15 protein-coding genes and 1 riboswitch (1 of these 16 only partly in view) are annotated in these 15,159 nt (G+C 59.0%); of the genes, 9 read left to right on the plus strand and 6 right to left on the minus strand.

Annotated elements, in window-relative coordinates:
- Nucleotides 1–1,296: the 5' portion of a TonB-dependent receptor domain-containing protein gene (locus tag ACEVBK_RS18285; RefSeq protein ID WP_375056310.1), read on the minus strand. 513 nt of this gene lie to the left of the window's left edge; 1,296 of the gene's 1,809 nt are visible here — the first part of the coding sequence; the start codon lies at nucleotides 1,294–1,296; its stop codon lies beyond the left edge, outside the window.
- Nucleotides 1,297–1,336: 40 nt separating this feature from the next.
- A riboswitch (cobalamin riboswitch) is annotated at nucleotides 1,337–1,535 on the minus strand.
- Between the two features lie 56 nt (nucleotides 1,536–1,591).
- A complete protein-coding gene (locus tag ACEVBK_RS18290; RefSeq protein ID WP_375056311.1) occupies nucleotides 1,592–2,119 on the minus strand; it encodes an ATP--cob(I)alamin adenosyltransferase in 528 nt (175 codons plus the stop codon).
- A gap of 74 nt (nucleotides 2,120–2,193) precedes the next feature.
- On the opposite strand from ACEVBK_RS18290, the gene trmA reads away from it, so the two are divergent.
- Complete coding sequence (gene trmA / locus ACEVBK_RS18295) at nucleotides 2,194–3,288, plus strand: tRNA (uridine(54)-C5)-methyltransferase TrmA (protein ID WP_375056312.1); 1,095 nt, start codon at nucleotides 2,194–2,196, stop codon at nucleotides 3,286–3,288.
- Between the two features lie 57 nt (nucleotides 3,289–3,345).
- Here the strand turns inward: trmA and ACEVBK_RS18300 are convergent, their stop codons facing one another.
- The 3 genes from ACEVBK_RS18300 to rpmE all read right to left on the minus strand — a co-directional run bounded on the left by ACEVBK_RS18300 (nucleotide 3,346) and on the right by rpmE (nucleotide 5,776).
- Nucleotides 3,346–4,590, minus strand: a complete 1,245-nt coding sequence (locus tag ACEVBK_RS18300; protein ID WP_375056313.1) for a malic enzyme-like NAD(P)-binding protein — start codon at nucleotides 4,588–4,590, stop codon at nucleotides 3,346–3,348.
- 96 nt (nucleotides 4,591–4,686) lie between these two features.
- Nucleotides 4,687–5,448 (minus strand): thermonuclease family protein, encoded by a 762-nt coding sequence (locus ACEVBK_RS18305; protein ID WP_375056314.1) that lies wholly within the window; start codon nucleotides 5,446–5,448, stop codon nucleotides 4,687–4,689.
- 112 nt (nucleotides 5,449–5,560) lie between these two features.
- Nucleotides 5,561–5,776, minus strand: coding sequence for a 50S ribosomal protein L31 (rpmE, locus tag ACEVBK_RS18310; protein ID WP_375056315.1), 216 nt, complete (start codon nucleotides 5,774–5,776; stop codon nucleotides 5,561–5,563).
- Nucleotides 5,777–5,914: 138 nt separating this feature from the next.
- Here rpmE and priA point away from each other — a divergent pair, with 138 nt between their 5' ends.
- Nucleotides 5,915–8,110, plus strand: a complete 2,196-nt coding sequence (gene priA, locus ACEVBK_RS18315) for a primosomal protein N' (protein ID WP_375056316.1) — start codon at nucleotides 5,915–5,917, stop codon at nucleotides 8,108–8,110.
- 3 nt (nucleotides 8,111–8,113) lie between these two features.
- Here priA and ACEVBK_RS18320 read toward each other — a convergent pair whose 3' ends face one another.
- Nucleotides 8,114–8,704: an LON peptidase substrate-binding domain-containing protein gene (locus ACEVBK_RS18320; RefSeq protein ID WP_375056317.1), complete on the minus strand. Its 591-nt coding sequence runs from the start codon at nucleotides 8,702–8,704 to the stop codon at nucleotides 8,114–8,116.
- A 176-nt stretch (nucleotides 8,705–8,880) separates the two neighbouring features.
- Here ACEVBK_RS18320 and argS point away from each other — a divergent pair, with 176 nt between their 5' ends.
- The 7 genes from argS (at nucleotide 8,881) to ACEVBK_RS18355 (ending at nucleotide 15,144) form a co-directional block, all read left to right on the plus strand.
- Complete coding sequence (gene argS, locus ACEVBK_RS18325; protein WP_375056318.1) at nucleotides 8,881–10,635, plus strand: arginine--tRNA ligase; 1,755 nt, start codon at nucleotides 8,881–8,883, stop codon at nucleotides 10,633–10,635.
- A 3-nt stretch (nucleotides 10,636–10,638) separates the two neighbouring features.
- On the plus strand, nucleotides 10,639–11,211 hold the full coding sequence (locus tag ACEVBK_RS18330) for an SPOR domain-containing protein (RefSeq protein ID WP_375056319.1): 573 nt from the start codon (nucleotides 10,639–10,641) through the stop codon (nucleotides 11,209–11,211).
- Nucleotides 11,212–11,292: 81 nt separating this feature from the next.
- Nucleotides 11,293–11,823: an ATP-dependent protease subunit HslV gene (gene hslV / locus ACEVBK_RS18335; protein WP_375056320.1), complete on the plus strand. Its 531-nt coding sequence runs from the start codon at nucleotides 11,293–11,295 to the stop codon at nucleotides 11,821–11,823.
- Nucleotides 11,824–11,872: 49 nt separating this feature from the next.
- On the plus strand, nucleotides 11,873–13,201 hold the full coding sequence (gene hslU, locus ACEVBK_RS18340; protein ID WP_375056321.1) for an HslU--HslV peptidase ATPase subunit: 1,329 nt from the start codon (nucleotides 11,873–11,875) through the stop codon (nucleotides 13,199–13,201).
- A 97-nt stretch (nucleotides 13,202–13,298) separates the two neighbouring features.
- Entirely contained in the window at nucleotides 13,299–13,784 is a 486-nt protein-coding gene (gene rraA / locus ACEVBK_RS18345; protein WP_202082068.1) for a ribonuclease E activity regulator RraA, read from the plus strand.
- Nucleotides 13,785–13,912: 128 nt separating this feature from the next.
- Entirely contained in the window at nucleotides 13,913–14,680 is a 768-nt protein-coding gene (locus ACEVBK_RS18350; RefSeq protein ID WP_375056322.1) for a threonine/serine exporter ThrE family protein, read from the plus strand.
- Nucleotides 14,677–15,144, plus strand: a complete 468-nt coding sequence (locus tag ACEVBK_RS18355; protein ID WP_375056323.1) for a threonine/serine exporter family protein — start codon at nucleotides 14,677–14,679, stop codon at nucleotides 15,142–15,144. The genes ACEVBK_RS18350 and ACEVBK_RS18355 overlap by 4 nt, the downstream gene beginning before the upstream one ends.
- The last annotated feature ends 15 nt before the right edge of the window (nucleotides 15,145–15,159 follow it).

Genomic DNA, 15,159 nt, shown 5'->3' on the forward strand with positions numbered 1-15,159 from the left:
GCCAGCAAAACCCAGTTCCCAGTTTTCCGCTTCTTCCGGTTGCAGCTTGGGCGCTTCGAAACCGGGCCAGTACAACTGGGCGAAACTGGGGGCCCGGAAGGCGGTGCCGTAACTCAGGGTTGCCCTGTGGCTGGCCGGCAGCTCAAGTGCGGTAGTGGCCTGCCAGGTATTATGCCGTCCAAACTGTTCGTTATCGTCGGTACGACCCGCCAGCTCAAAGGAGAAGGGAGCCAGTTGCCAGTAGGCAGAAGCAAAAAGGCCCAGGTTGTCCCGATCCGGGGCGTTAAAAGCATTGCCAAAAGAACGAGACTTACTCTTGATGCGTTCGTTCTGCCAGTCGATCCCGGCGGTGAAAATGCTGTGCTCATTGGCTCTCAGTTGATTCAGCCAGCTCAGTTTATGGATGGCGGTATTCAGCGGCTCGCTGGTTTCCTTACCCTGGGATTCTTTCCAACTCCGAAGCTCGCTCTCTCCATAGCTGGCATCCAGGCGGCTCAGCCAGCCTTCACGCTGATATTGCACACCACCATCGAGCTGGTAACTCTGGTTTTGACTGATATCCCCCCAGGCTCCGTCGTAACGGGTCTGGTTGTCCCAGCCGTTGGCCCCCAGGAACAGACTCCACTCCCGGTTTAGTTCGTGCTCCAGCCCGAGGCGGGCGTAACGACTGTGAAAGCCATCCCGATCGGGCTCGTCATTATCAGGCTGAATATCGTATCCCCGAGTCCGTTGGTAACCGGTTCCCAGTTGCACCCGGGTCTGCTCGCTGACCCATTGGTTGATACTCAGATCGGTGCCGACATAGTCATGGCTGCCGCCGGTCAGGCTAATCTTGGCGATATCCACATCCGTAGTGGTAATGATGTTGATCACGCCACCGATGGCGTTGGCACCATAGGCAACCGCCCTCGGTCCCCGGATATACTCTACCCGCTCTATGCTCGCAACCGGTATCTGGCTCAGATCCGGCGAGCCGGCCACCATGGACGCCAAGGGACGGCCATTGATCAGCACCAAGGATTGATCGGAGTTGGTCCCCCGGATAAACAGGCTGGTTTGCTGGCCCAGTCCACCACTGCTTCCCATCTGCACGCCAGGCAACACTGTCAGCAATTCATTGACGGATTTGGGCTGGCGCCGCTCAATCTCGGCTTTGGTAATGACTTCGACGGGCGCCAGCACGGTAGTGGCGGGTTGCTTGACCCGGTTGTAGATGGTGATATCGGTGGTATCGGAGGAATTCTGGGCAAAAGCCGCCCACGGCAACAACGCGGCTGCCAGCCATTGTTTAGACATCTTGTGCTTCCCTAGAACGCGTAGCATCAGCCACCAGGCCCTTCCTGATGGTATCTTTGGCAGGTATTCGGGCTTCAAGGCTCGGATGCTTACATCCACCTAAGCGACGGCTTCCCACCTTACGGCAGTACCTGGAATGCTCCTTGTCGCTTTCGTTCCTTCTTACCGCTGCGCGCCAGCTCCGGATTCTCACCGGATTCCCGTTTACGCCTGTCGGCACCAAAGCGGGGGCATTATAGGAAATGAGCAGCTGGCTGTATATCAAAAACAGCCGTCGAGAAAGCTGGATGGCTAATCAGTAGTTAATGCTGATATAGGGCACCTCCTCTTCCCCCTGCTCCTGTTTGATAAAGACGGTGAGCACAAAGAAGAAATTAGCCAACAGATTGGCAAAGCGCGGCAAAGTGTTCTCATAGCCGAGCCCCGCCTGCTCCAGCTGCACCAGATGACGTACCACCTTTTTGGCACCGCAGCGGCACAGGTGCAATTCTGCTACCAACCGGGACCCCCTCGGCAGAACAAAGCCGCTAACCCGGTCGGCGACCTGTTCGCGATACCAGTCGTATCGCTCTTTCAACCCGTCGAGGTCGGTTTCAAAAATCCCGTTACGACCCCGCACCGAACCGTTCAGGTGATAGATGCGAGGTTGCAACCAATCCAGGTCTGCCTCCACCCTGGCCAACGCTTCCGGCAATAACGCCAAGACCAGCCCGACCCGAGAACAGAGCTCGTCGGTGGCAATCTCATAGTCACACAGGGGCTGTTGTTCGTAGATAAAGGGGTAACACCACTCACGCCTGTCTTTGGGTTTTTTATAGTTCATATCTCGCTGCCTACAAACTGGACAAATCATCCAGAGTCCTTAGAATCGGCGGCTCGCTGTACAGGAGCCCAACCATGACCCACCTCGATACCACCCAATACGCGCACCAACTGGCGGAAAAAGCCGAGCGCCTGCGCCGTCAGTTTGCCGGCTTTGTCCCCCCGGAGCTGGAAGTCTTCGCCTCCCAGCCGGAACATTACCGGATGCGGGCCGAATTCCGAGTGTGGCATCAGGGGGACGATCTTTACTACATCATGTTCGATCAGGCCACCAAGCAGAAGTACCGGGTCAACCAGTTTCCCGCGGCCTCCCTCCTTATCAACCAGGCCATGCCGTTGCTACTGGACGCTCTGCGCCCCTCGCCGGTGCTACGCCGCAAGCTGTTCCAGGTCGACTTTCTCTCTTCCCTGAGCGGGGAACTGATCATCAGCCTGCTCTACCACCGCCAGTTGGAAGCGGACTGGCATGAGGCCGCACTGTCATTGCGGGCACTGCTACGGGAACAGGGCATCGTGGCCGACATCATCGGCCGGGCCAAGAAACAGAAGTGGGTGGTCGAGCGTGATTACGTGGTGGAAAAACTGCAGGTCGCGGGTCGCGAGCTGGTCTACCAGCAGGTGGAGAACAGTTTCACCCAGCCCAACGGCCACATGAACGAACAGATGCTGGGCTGGGCGTTGGACGTCACCCGAGGCGCCGCGGGCGACCTGCTCGAGCTCTATTGCGGCAACGGCAACTTCTCTCTGGCCCTGGCGGACAACTTCCGCCGGGTACTGGCCACCGAGATCTCAAGTTCCTCGGTCAAGTCGGCCCAGTACAACATTGCCACCAACGGCATAGACAACGTCACCATCCTGCGGATGTCGGCGGAGGAGTTCACTCAGGCCATGCGCGGCGTCCGCGAGTTTCGCCGTCTGCAGGGCATCGACCTGCAAAGCTACGACTGCAACACCATACTGGTGGATCCGCCCCGGGCCGGACTGGATGACGACACGGTGCGCCTGGTGCAGGAATACGACCATATCGTCTATATCTCCTGCAACCCGGACACTCTGCAGCAAAACCTGGATATCCTGACCCGGACCCACCAAGTCAGCCGTTTCGCCCTATTCGACCAGTTCCCCTATACCCACCATATGGAAGCCGGGATCTACCTCACTAAGCGTTAGGATCCTGAACAGCAAAAAGGGGAGCCGAGGCTCCCCTTTCTCTTACCGGATACGGGCTCAGTCCAGCATGTAGTTTTCCGGCAGCGCGATGCCGGCCACGCCGGACTCGACCGCCGCTACCGCTACAGCGCGGGCCACGCGGGGTAGCAGACGCGGATCCATCGGCTTGGGGATCACATAGTGCTTGCCAAACTCCAGCGCGTCGACACCGGCAGCTGCCAGCACTTCCTGAGGCACCGGCTCCTTAGCCAGGCTGCGGATGGCTTCCACGGCCGCCACTTTCATCTCGTCGTTGATGCGGGACGCACGTACATCCAGGGCGCCGCGGAAGATGAAAGGGAAACACAGCACGTTGTTAACCTGGTTGGGGTAGTCGGAGCGACCGGTACCCATCACCAGATCCTGGCGCACGGAATGAGCCAGTTCGGGCTTGATTTCCGGATCCGGGTTGGAGCAGGCGAAGATGACCGGGTTTTCCGCCATCATGGCCACGGCTTCAGCCGGCAGTACGTCCGGACCAGACACGCCCACGAATACGTCGGCGTCGGTAATCACATCTTCCAGGGTGCGTTTGTCGGTATTATTGGCAAACAGTTCCTTGTATTCGTTCAGATCATCGCGACGGGTGTGGATCACGCCCTTGCGGTCCAGCATGTAGATGTTCTCGCGCTGGGCACCGCACTTGATCAGCAGTTCCATACAAGCCACCGCGGCGGCACCGGCGCCCATGCACACAATGCGGGAGTCGGCGATGTCCTTGCCCTGGATTTCCAGCGCATTGAGCATGCCGGCGGCGGTGACGATGGCGGTACCGTGCTGGTCGTCATGGAACACCGGCACGTTACAACGCTCGATCAGTGCTTTTTCGATCTCGAAGCACTCGGGCGCCTTGATATCTTCCAGGTTGATGCCGCCGAAGGTATCGGCAATGGCCGCCACGGTCTGGATGAATTCTTCGGTAGTACGGTGCTTCACCTCGATGTCGATGGAATCGAGGTTGGCGAAACGTTTGAACAACAACGCCTTGCCTTCCATTACCGGTTTGGAAGCCAGCGGACCCAGGTTACCCAGACCGAGGATGGCGGTACCGTTACTGATCACCGCCACCAAGTTGCCTTTGGCAGTATATTTGTAGGCGTTTTCGGGATCGGCGGCAATTTCACGTACCGGCTCGGCCACGCCCGGGCTGTAGGCAAGGGCGAGATCTTTGGCGGTTTCTGCCGGTTTACTGATTTCGACGGAGATCTTGCCCGGCTTGGGGAAGGCATGATAGTCGAGCGCTTGTTGACGAAAGTCGGTCATTCTGCGATTACCCTGATGCGATTGTTGACATTTGTGCCAGTTAAGTGTGAACAAGTTTACCACAATGTTTGTACAATGTGATAGTAGTCGTCTTGTTCAACATTGCCCAGCACAATCAATGAATTTTTCCTGGTAAAACTGCCAGGAATGATTTAACCAAAGTTGCCAGCCCTTTTCTGCGGATCGAACCCACCCCCGCACGAACAGTCGATCGCCCGGCTTGAAAGCCATCAGCCTGTTACGAGCGGCGGACGGAAGTTGCTTGCCTGCCGTGACTCTGAGGCTTCCCACAAGAAGGAGTTCGGGTCTTCCTGTACCCGTATATCCCCGGACCACCGACGTGGAGAACATCTGCCATCCGCTCACGGACGGCGCTGCCACAAGCGCTGCAGACCAGATACCCACGCGAGCCCGCCGGGCCCGCTGCTCCACCGCCAGCAAGCAGGGCCAGTATTCATCATTGGGCGGGAGCAGCATCAGCTGACCCAGCCCCTGGGCCAGCATCTGTGTCACCAGCAGTTCACCCTCGGATGTGAGTGGGTGGGCCAGCCAGCGGCCATAATCATCACGTCTTTTCACCCCAAAAACCAGTTTCAAATGACCCTGTTTTACAATTTTATTTACAAGCCACTGCCGCGCCGTTTCGGCACCGGCCTCCACCGGCAGCTCGTTGTTTTTATTGAATTCTGGAGTATCTATACCTATAAAGCGAATAATCCCGCCATAAAGCAAAACAACAGTATCACCATCTACCACATGCCGAAGTTTTGCTTTTTCCTCTTCCTGAAGTCGGGGGCATTCTGCCGCCGCAACCCATGGCCACAGCACCAGTGCAATAACATACTTCCACCCGTTCATGACCATATCCTCGCTGGCATATGGCTATAACCATGGGAAGGAAAGGAGCAGGGCGCAAGAATGGCAGAGACAAAAAAGGCGCCCTGAGGCGCCTCTACTGCGAAAGTATCGCTTATTTTTTGCTGGCCAGCGCGCCGAAACGCTTGTTGAAACGATCAACACGGCCGCCGGTGTCAACGATTTTCTGCTTGCCGGTGTAGAAGGGGTGGCAAGCGGAGCAAACGTCCAGGTTCAGATCATGGCCCAGGGTAGAACGGGTCTTGATCTCGTTACCGCAAGAACATTTGGCAATAATTTCTTTGTATTCCGGATGGATACCTTGTTTCATGGACAACCTCTGTCTGTAGGCCGTGTCGCTATCTGATCCTGAGCCAGACACCACACGAGTGATACACGTTTTGTGAAGGGTGCGAATAATATAGGATCGCTTTTTTGCAGGCAAGGGTAAACGGGGGAAAAATCACCAATGTCGATACCGGCACAGCACGGCTTGCTCAGGGTCGTTTTACCCGTTCCATTACGGCGGGAATTCGATTATCTCTGTACCCTGCCCTTACCAGCCAAAGGGTGCCGAGTGACAGTTCCATTCGGCAACCGAACTCTGGTGGCACTGGTACTCGCCCACCCCGAACACTCGGATATCGCCCCCGACAGGCTCAAAACCGTCACCGCGGTGCTGGACAGGCGCCCGATCCTCGCCGAAGCCGAACTGCACCTGCTGGCATGGGCCGCCCGATATTATCTGCATGCGCCCGGCGAAGTGTACTTCCAGGCCTTGCCGACGCTGCTGCGCAAGGGAGAGGCCGCCAGCTACCGCAGTATGGACTACTGGCATCTGCGCGACCCGAACACCGAAGTCTCCGCCCAGGCCATCAAGCAACAGCAGGCCCTGATGCTGTTGCGGCAAGGCCCCTTGACTGCCGGCGAACTGGACGCCAGAGGCATCAGCGGCGCCGTCCTGCTGGCGATGGCCAGAAAACAGTTGATCGAGAAAAAAGAACAGTTGCCCGACCACATCGACTGGCGTGCCCTGATGGATATTGCCCAAGAGGACAAACCCCGGCTCGAAACCGAGCAGGCCCTGGCGGTCAGCCTGCTTCACCAGGCCGAGGGCTTCACTCCCTTTTTACTGGAGGGGATCACCGGCTCCGGCAAAACCGAGGTCTACCTGCAGGCCATGGAGCCGGTATTGCAAGCCGGCAACCAGGTGCTGGTACTGGTACCGGAAATCGGCCTGACGCCGCAGACCATAGCGCGTTTTCAGCGCCGGTTCCGGGTGCCGGTCAGTACCCTGCACTCCGGCATGAGCGAACGAGAGCGACTGGATGCCTGGCTTGCCTGTCAGGACGGCAGCACCGCCGTCGTCATCGGGACCCGATCCGCCCTGTTGACCCCGTTCCAGCGGCTGGGGCTGATCATTATCGACGAAGAACACGACACCTCATTCAAACAGCAGGATGGTTTTCGTTATCACGCCAGGGATATGGCATTGCTGCGGGCGCAACAACTGAACATTCCCATTATCCTCGGTTCGGCCACCCCCAGTTTCGAAAGCCTGCACAATGCCGCCGCCGGCAAATACCGGCGGCTGACCCTGAACCAGCGGCCCGGTGCGGCCACCGTCGCCCAGCATCAGTTGCTGGACAGCAAGCACGTACAGCTGCACGCGGGTCTGTCACCGCAACTGATACAGCTGATGACCCAGGAACTGGCCGACGGTAATCAGGTGATGCTGTTTCTGAACCGCCGGGGTTATGCGCCGGCATTACTATGTCACGACTGCGGCTGGCTGGCCGACTGCGAACGCTGTGACGCGCACTACACCTGGCACAAGCACAAAGGCCGCCTGCATTGCCATCACTGCGACCACCAGCGCCCGCTCCCTCCCCGGTGTCCGCACTGTGGCAGTAACCAGTTGCTGGGTACCGGCCTCGGCACCGAGCAGGTCGAGCAGGCCCTGGCCGGTCTCTTTCCCCAGTATGCCACCATCCGCATCGATCGGGACAATACCCGCCGCAAGGGCAGCTTTCAGCAACATCTGGAGGGGATCCGGGCCGGCAAATACCAGATCCTGATCGGTACCCAAATGCTGGCCAAGGGGCATCACTTCCCCGATGTCACCCTGGTGGCCATGCTGGATGTGGACGGTGCGCTCTTTGCCAGTGATTTTCGTGCCACCGAGCGCTTTGCCCAGCTTTATACCCAGGTGGCGGGTCGGGCCGGGCGAGCCAGCAAGCCGGGACGCGTCGTGCTGCAAACCCACCATCCGGACCATGCCCTGCTCCAGGATCTGGCCAATCAGGGATATCAACATTTTGCCCGGGGCGCACTGCAAGAACGACAGGCGGCTCGTTTGCCGCCCTTCAGCTTTCAGGCCTTGTTCCGCGTACAGGCCACCCAAGCCCACTATTGCCAGGACTTTCTGCAGCAACTGGCCGGGCTGCTGTCCCCCGGCCTGCCGCCGGCAGTGCTCTGCGTCGGGCCCATGAGTGCGCAGATGGAACGCAAGGCCGGCCAGTATCGCTACCAGCTGTTGCTGCAGGCATCCAGCCGCCGCGAGCTGGCCAGTACCTGCCGACAGGCCCTGGCCCTGATAGAGCCATTACCCGCCGCCCGCAAGGTACGCTGGTCGCTGGATATCGATCCGGTCGAGGTATGGTGAGGCTCAATGGCGGCTGCCCGCCTGGGGCTCCGGCTTGAGCATCGACATCAGGAAAGCCAGAGCCCGGCGGCAACTGTCTTCCGCCATCAGCAACTGGGCCATCTGGCTTTTTATCGGCAGTACTTCCAGCCAGCGCTGGGTAACCCAGGCCGCATCCCGCCAGCGGGGGGCCGGGTGCAGCTCGGCCAGCTCCGGATATTCCTCGAACACCTCCTGCAACTTGTCGGACAACACCTGCTCGAAGGGCGACAGGGTGCAGGACTGCCAGTTATCGAGCAACTCGACCTCGGCCTGCAGCAAGCCATCCTGCTCTCGCTCGAGCTGGCGGATACAAAAGCGCTCCGACGCTTCGACGGTAATGCCCAACAGGCCATCTTCCAGGGTATAGAAGTCGATGGTCTGTACCCGGGTACCCAGCATGAACAAGTCGCTGCCACCGCCCTCATCGAGTTCGTCCAGCATGCCGATGCCAAACCCCGAGCCGCTGCGGCTCGCTTCGCTGACCATTCTGATATACCTGGGCTCGAAGATGCGCAAGGGCAACTTGCCGCCGGGCATGAGATGGAGGGTCAGCGGTAAAAGTGCCAGTTTCATATGCCGTCCTCCCCCCTTAATAACCTTAATAAGTAGTCATAAAGACCCGCTTTTGCCGCCCCGGCTTTCAATCGGAGCCCGCGTTGGTGCCCTGACGGTAGTTTTCTGCGACCGTTATGAGTAGAATTTCTCCCCCCGGTTATCTCCGACCTTGTCTTAATTTTGGTGAACTGATAATGAAAGAACATATTCAAGCACTGCTTGAGCAGACGGTCTCAACCCTGAAACAACAAGGTAAGCTGCCCGCCGAGCTGGAGCCCCGCATCCAGGTAGACCGAACCAAAGACAAGGCTCACGGAGATCTCGCCACCAATCTGGCCCTGCTGCTGGCCAAGCCGGTCGGGCAGAATCCCCGCGTCCTGGCCCAGTTGCTGGTGGACAACCTGCCCGCCTCCGAGCTGGTGGCGAAAACCGAGCTGGCCGGTCCGGGTTTCATCAACTTCTTCCTCGACAGCGACTGGCTGGCCCGCCAGATAGATGCCATGGTGGCCGACAAACGTGCCAACGTGCCGGTGGCGGAGCAACCACAAAGGGTGGTGGTTGACTACTCGGCTCCCAACGTGGCCAAGGAGATGCACGTGGGCCACCTGCGTTCCACCATCATCGGTGACGCCGTGGTCCGAACCCTGGAGTTTCTCGGCCACAAGGTGATCCGCGCCAATCACATCGGCGACTGGGGCACCCAGTTCGGCATGCTGATCGCCCACCTGGAAGAACTTGAGAAGCAAAATCCGGATGTGCTGTCTTCCGGCCTGTCCGACCTGGAACAGTTCTACCGCGAGTCCAAGCAGCAGTATGATGCGGATGCCGACTTCGCCGAACGGGCCCGGGGCTACGTGGTCAAACTGCAGGGCGGTGACACCTATTGCCTGCAGATGTGGCAGAAGCTGGTGGACATCACCCTGCAACATAACCAGCAAGTCTACGACCGGCTCAACGTCTCCCTGACCCCGGCAGACGTGATGGGCGAGAGCATGTACAACCCCATGCTGGCGGACATCGTCGCCGATCTGCAGCAGAAAGGCCTGGCGGTGGAAGACGAGGGCGCCGTTGTCGTCTATCTGGACGAGTACAAGAACAAGGACGGCGATCCCATGGGGGTCATCATCCGCAAAAAGGATGGTGGCTACCTCTATACCACTACCGATATCGCCTGCGCCAAGTACCGTTACGAGCAACTGGGCGCCGACCGGGTGCTCTATTTTATCGACTCCCGTCAGCATCAGCACCTGATGCAGGCCTGGTCCATCGTGCGCAAGGCCGGCTACCTGCCCGACGCGGTCAGCCTGGAGCACCATGCCTTCGGCATGATGCTGGGCAAGGACGGCCGGCCGTTCAAGACCCGCTCCGGCGGCACCATCAAGCTGGTCGACCTGCTCAACGAAGCAGAAGAACGCGCCGCCGCCCTGCTGGAGCAGAAGCAGACCGGACTCAGCGCCGAGGACAAGGCCCTGGTGGTCAAGCGGGTGGCCATGGGAGCGGTGAAATATGCGGATCTGTCCAAGAGCCGCACCACCGACTACATCTTCGACTGGAACAATATGCTGTCTTTCGAAGGCAATACCGCCCCCTACCTGCAATATGCCTACACCCGCATACAGTCCATCTTCCGCAAGGCCGGAGTCACCCCTGAGCAGCTGGACGGCACCATCCGCCTCCAGGCACCCGCCGAAGAAGCCCTGGCCCAGAAACTGGTGCAATTCAACGACACCGTCAAATCGGTGGCCGACAAGGGCATGCCACACCTGCTGTGTCTGTATCTGTATGAACTGTCCGGCGCCTTTATGAGCTTCTACGAAGCCTGCCCGATCAACAAGGAGGGCGTCACCGCCGAAGCCCGCGACGGCCGCCTGCGCCTCTGTGCCGCCACCGCCAAGGTGCTGGAACAAGGCCTGTCTCTGCTCGGCATCGACACCATGGAACGGATGTAAACCATGGCCAGGGATTACGTCAGGCGCAGCAAGCCCAAAAGCAACAGCCGCTCTACCCGATCCGGCAGTCGCAGCCGCGCCCCCGAGCGCAGAACTCCCTGGCTGGCCATCATACTGGTACTGATGCTGGCGACCAGCCTCGGCTATCTGATCTATCTGGTCAAGGGGTCGGCCGCAACCCGCGCCACCCCCGTGGCCTCCAAGGCCGCTCATACGACGCCCCCATCACCGCCACCGGTCAATCCCATCGAGCAGCGCCCGGTGGAAAAATGGCGCTATATCGAGCAGTTGGAAAACAAGGAGGTCGTGGTGGACGTGCCCAAGGTCGAGGAGTCCAGCCAGCGTTATCTGATGCAGTGTGGCTCCTTCCGTTCCGCCGAACAGGCCGAACAGCTCAAGGCCCATATCGCCTTCCAGGGCCTGGTGGCCCAGGTGCGCCGCTCCGAGGGCAGCAACGGCATCTGGTACCGGGTGATCCTCGGCCCCTATGAACGCAAGCGCCAGGCAGAGCAGGACAAGCACAAGCTGATGCGGGCCAAGGTCAACCACTGTGCTATCTGGTTATGGGAGGGTTGAACTCTCCCCTTGCCGTCCCCATTTCTGTGTTCATGACATTTCTGCCAGTCCGGCTGGCTACACAGTCAAGTGAGGTTCACAGTGACAACAATCGTTTCAGTTCGCCGTAACGGCAAGGTGGTCATCGGTGGTGATGGCCAGGTGTCCTTGGGCAACACCGTGATGAAAGGCAATGCCCGCAAGGTACACCGCCTGTTCAACGGCAAGGTATTGGCCGGTTTTGCCGGGGGCACCGCCGATGCCTTTACCCTGCTGGAACGCTTTGAAGCCAAGCTGCAGGCCCATCAGGGTAACCTCGAGCGTGCCGCCGTGGCCCTGGCGAAAGACTGGCGCACCGATCGCATGCTGCGTCGGCTAGAAGCCTTGCTGGCGGTGGCCGACGACAAACATTCCTTTATCATCACCGGCAACGGCGACGTGGTGCAGCCGGAACAGGATCTGATCGCCATCGGTTCCGGCGGAGCCTTCGCCCAGTCGGCCGCTCGTGCCCTGCTGGAAAATACCGAGCTGGAAGCCCGAGACATCGTCGAGAAGGCGCTCACCATCGCCGGCGACATCTGCGTCTATACCAACGGCAACCAGACCATCGAAGAGCTCGACTACAGTCGTTGATTCGGCCCCGGGCAGGCCCGCGGCCCCGCCCGTACTACAGGATTTGATTATGTCTGAAATGACCCCAAGAGAAATCGTCCACGAGCTGGACCGTCATATTGTTGGCCAGTCCGAGGCCAAACGCGCCGTGGCCATCGCCCTGCGTAACCGCTGGCGGCGAATGCAGCTCAACCCCGAACTGCGCCAGGAAGTCACGCCCAAAAACATCCTGATGATAGGCCCAACCGGGGTGGGCAAGACCGAAATCGCCCGCCGTCTGGCCAAGCTGGCCAATGCCCCCTTTATCAAGGTGGAAGCAACCAAATTCACCGAAGTAGGCTATGTTGGCAAAGAAGTCGACACCATCATCCGCGATCTGACCGATATCGCCATGAAAATGACCCGCGAGCAACAGATGGAAAAATTCCGTCACCGGGCCGAAGAAGCCGCGGAAGAGCGGGTGCTGGATGCCCTGCTGCCCAACCCACGCAATACCTGGGGTGAGGAAGAGAAGGCTGACAACAGCAACAGCCGCCAGATTTTCCGCAAGAAGCTGCGCGAAGGTCGGCTCGACGACAAGGAAATTGAAATCAATGTCTCCGCCCCACAGATGGGGGTCGAGATCATGGCGCCTCCCGGTATGGAAGAGATGACCAACCAGCTGCAAAGTATGTTCCAGAATTTGTCCGGCAATACCAGCAAGCAGCGCAAAATGAAAATCAAGGATGCGCTCAAACTGCTGGTGGAAGAAGAAGCCGCCAAGCTGCTGAACCCGGAAGAGCTGAAGGAACAGGCCATTGCTGCGGTAGAAAACCAGGGTATCGTCTTTATCGATGAAATCGACAAGATCTGCAAGCGAGGCGAAAGCTCAGGTCCGGATGTGTCCCGAGAAGGGGTACAACGGGATCTGCTGCCGCTGGTGGAAGGCTGTACCGTCAACACCAAGCACGGCATGGTGCGCACCGATCATATGCTGTTCGTTGCCTCCGGCGCCTTCCAGGTGGCCAAGCCGTCGGACCTGATCCCCGAGTTGCAGGGGCGCCTGCCGATCCGGGTGGAACTGAATTCGCTGACCACCGATGATTTCGAGCGTATCCTCACCGAGCCCAGTGCCTCGCTTACCGAGCAGTACAAGGCATTGCTGGCCACCGAAAACGTCACCGTCGAGTTCACCAAGGAAGGCATTCGCCGGCTGGCGGAAGCCGCCTGGCGGGTCAACGAAACCACCGAGAACATCGGTGCCCGCCGCCTGCATACCGTGATGGAGCGACTGCTGGACGAGCTGTCCTTTGAGGCGTCCGACAAATCCGGAGAGGCCTTCGTGATCGACGAAGCCTATGTGGATCGCTACCTCAAGAACCTGGTCGAAGACGAAGATCTGAGCCGTTTTATCCTCTGATCCCGCCAATAACGGGAGCGGTCACATTATTGTGATTGAAAACCGCTCCCGCCTCTTTATACTGGAAGTCACCTTGTTTCCAGATGTGGCTGACTCCATGGAATACAATACTTCTGAACTGTGCGATACCTATATTGACATGGTCGACGTGGTCGAACCCATGTTCTCCAGTTTTGGCGGCCGCAGCTCCTTTGGCGGCACCGTTTCCACCATCAAATGCTTCGAGGCCAACGGCCTTATCATGGAGGCGGTTAAAGAAAGCGGGATAGGTCGGGTGTTGCTGATCGACGGTGGCGGCTCATTGCGCCGTGCCCTGATCGATGCCGAGATTGCCGAAGTGGCGGCAGAAAACGGTTGGGAAGGCATTGTCTGCTATGGCTGTGTGCGAGAGGTGGATGCCCTGGAAGAGCTGGACATCGGCATTCAGGCACTGGCGTCCATTCCGGTCGGAGCCGACGACAGCGAGATCGGCGAGCAGGATATCCCCGTCAACTTCGGTGGCGTCACCTTCCTGCCGGAAGATCATCTCTATGCCGATACCACCGGTATCATCCTTTCCCCGGAACCCCTGGATATAGAGTAAGACCCTGGATACCTCAAAGCCTGTCTCCGGACAGGCTTTTTTGTTTTATTACCTAAAAATTGATAGCCGACAATATTATTAAGCCAAAAGTGAAGTAAAAATACACCATCTCTAAGGGAGGTGGTGTTATGCAGGACAGGATCTCACAGCGGCAGGTTTCCCGACTGGTCATCCAGACCGGTCAGTTGCTGATGCAGCACGGCGCAGAAAGCGCACTCATTGAAACTTTGACCCGACGTATCGGTCTGGCGCTGGGAATGGATGCCGTGGAAGTCAGCCTGGCCAACGATGCGCTGATTGTCACCACCCTGCAACAGGGGCACTGCCTCACCACCACCCGACGCTGCCCCGATAAAGGCATCAATATGCAGATGGTGTCGGAGGTTCAGCGCATCTGCATATTGACCGAGAAACAACTGCTCGACTGCCGGACCGCGACACATCGGCTCGGACGCCTCAAGCCGCTGCGCTACCCTCGCCCCCTGGTGATCCTGATGGTCGGCCTGTCCTGTGCATCTTTCGCCCGGCTGGCCGGCGCCGACTGGCCGGTGTTCGCCCTGACCCTTGCCGCTTCATCCTGCGGCATCTGGGTACGCCAAGAACTGGCCTTGCGCCACTTCAATCCGTTGCTGAACTTTGCCGGCACCGCCTTTGTTACCACTTTGATCTCCAGTCAGGGACTGCTGCACCAGTGGGGAGCCCAGCCCTTCCTGGCCGTTCCCTCTTCGGTGCTGATGCTGGTACCCGGCTTTCCGCTGATCAATGCCGCCGCCGACATGGTCAAAGGCTATATCAATACCGGGCTGGCGCGCTGGACCATGGCCACCCTGCTGACGATGGCCACCAGCATCGGCATTGTCTCGGCGATGAACCTGCTCGGCGTACGGGGGTGGTGATGGTGCTCTTGACCGGATTGCTTGATGACATGCTGTTTGCCACCGTGCCGGCACTGGGCTTTGCCCTGCTGTTCAATGTCCCGCCCAAGGCCCTGAAGTATTGCGCGCTGGGGGGCGCACTGGGTCACGGCAGCCGTTATCTGCTGCTGACGGCCGGCACGCCGATTGAATGGGCGACCTTCGCGGCCGCAACCCTGGTGGGGATGCTCGGGGCCTACTGGGCACGCCGTTTTCTGGCTCATCCCAAGGTATTTACGGTGGCGGCGGTCATCCCCATGATTCCCGGGGTCTACGCCTACAAGGCGATGGTCGCCCTGGTCGAAATCAGCCAGCAGGGCTATACCCCCGAGCTCTGGGGCAGCCTGGTAGCCAACTTTATCAAGGCGATGTTTATCGTGGCCGGACTGGCCATAGGGTTGGCGATGCCCGGCCTGTTGTTCTACCGACGCCGCCCCCTGGTATAAAACATAACGCCGGCG

Source organism: Zobellella sp. DQSA1, from assembly GCF_041950555.1.
In the GTDB taxonomy this organism is placed as follows: Bacteria; Pseudomonadota; Gammaproteobacteria; order Enterobacterales; family Aeromonadaceae; genus Oceanimonas.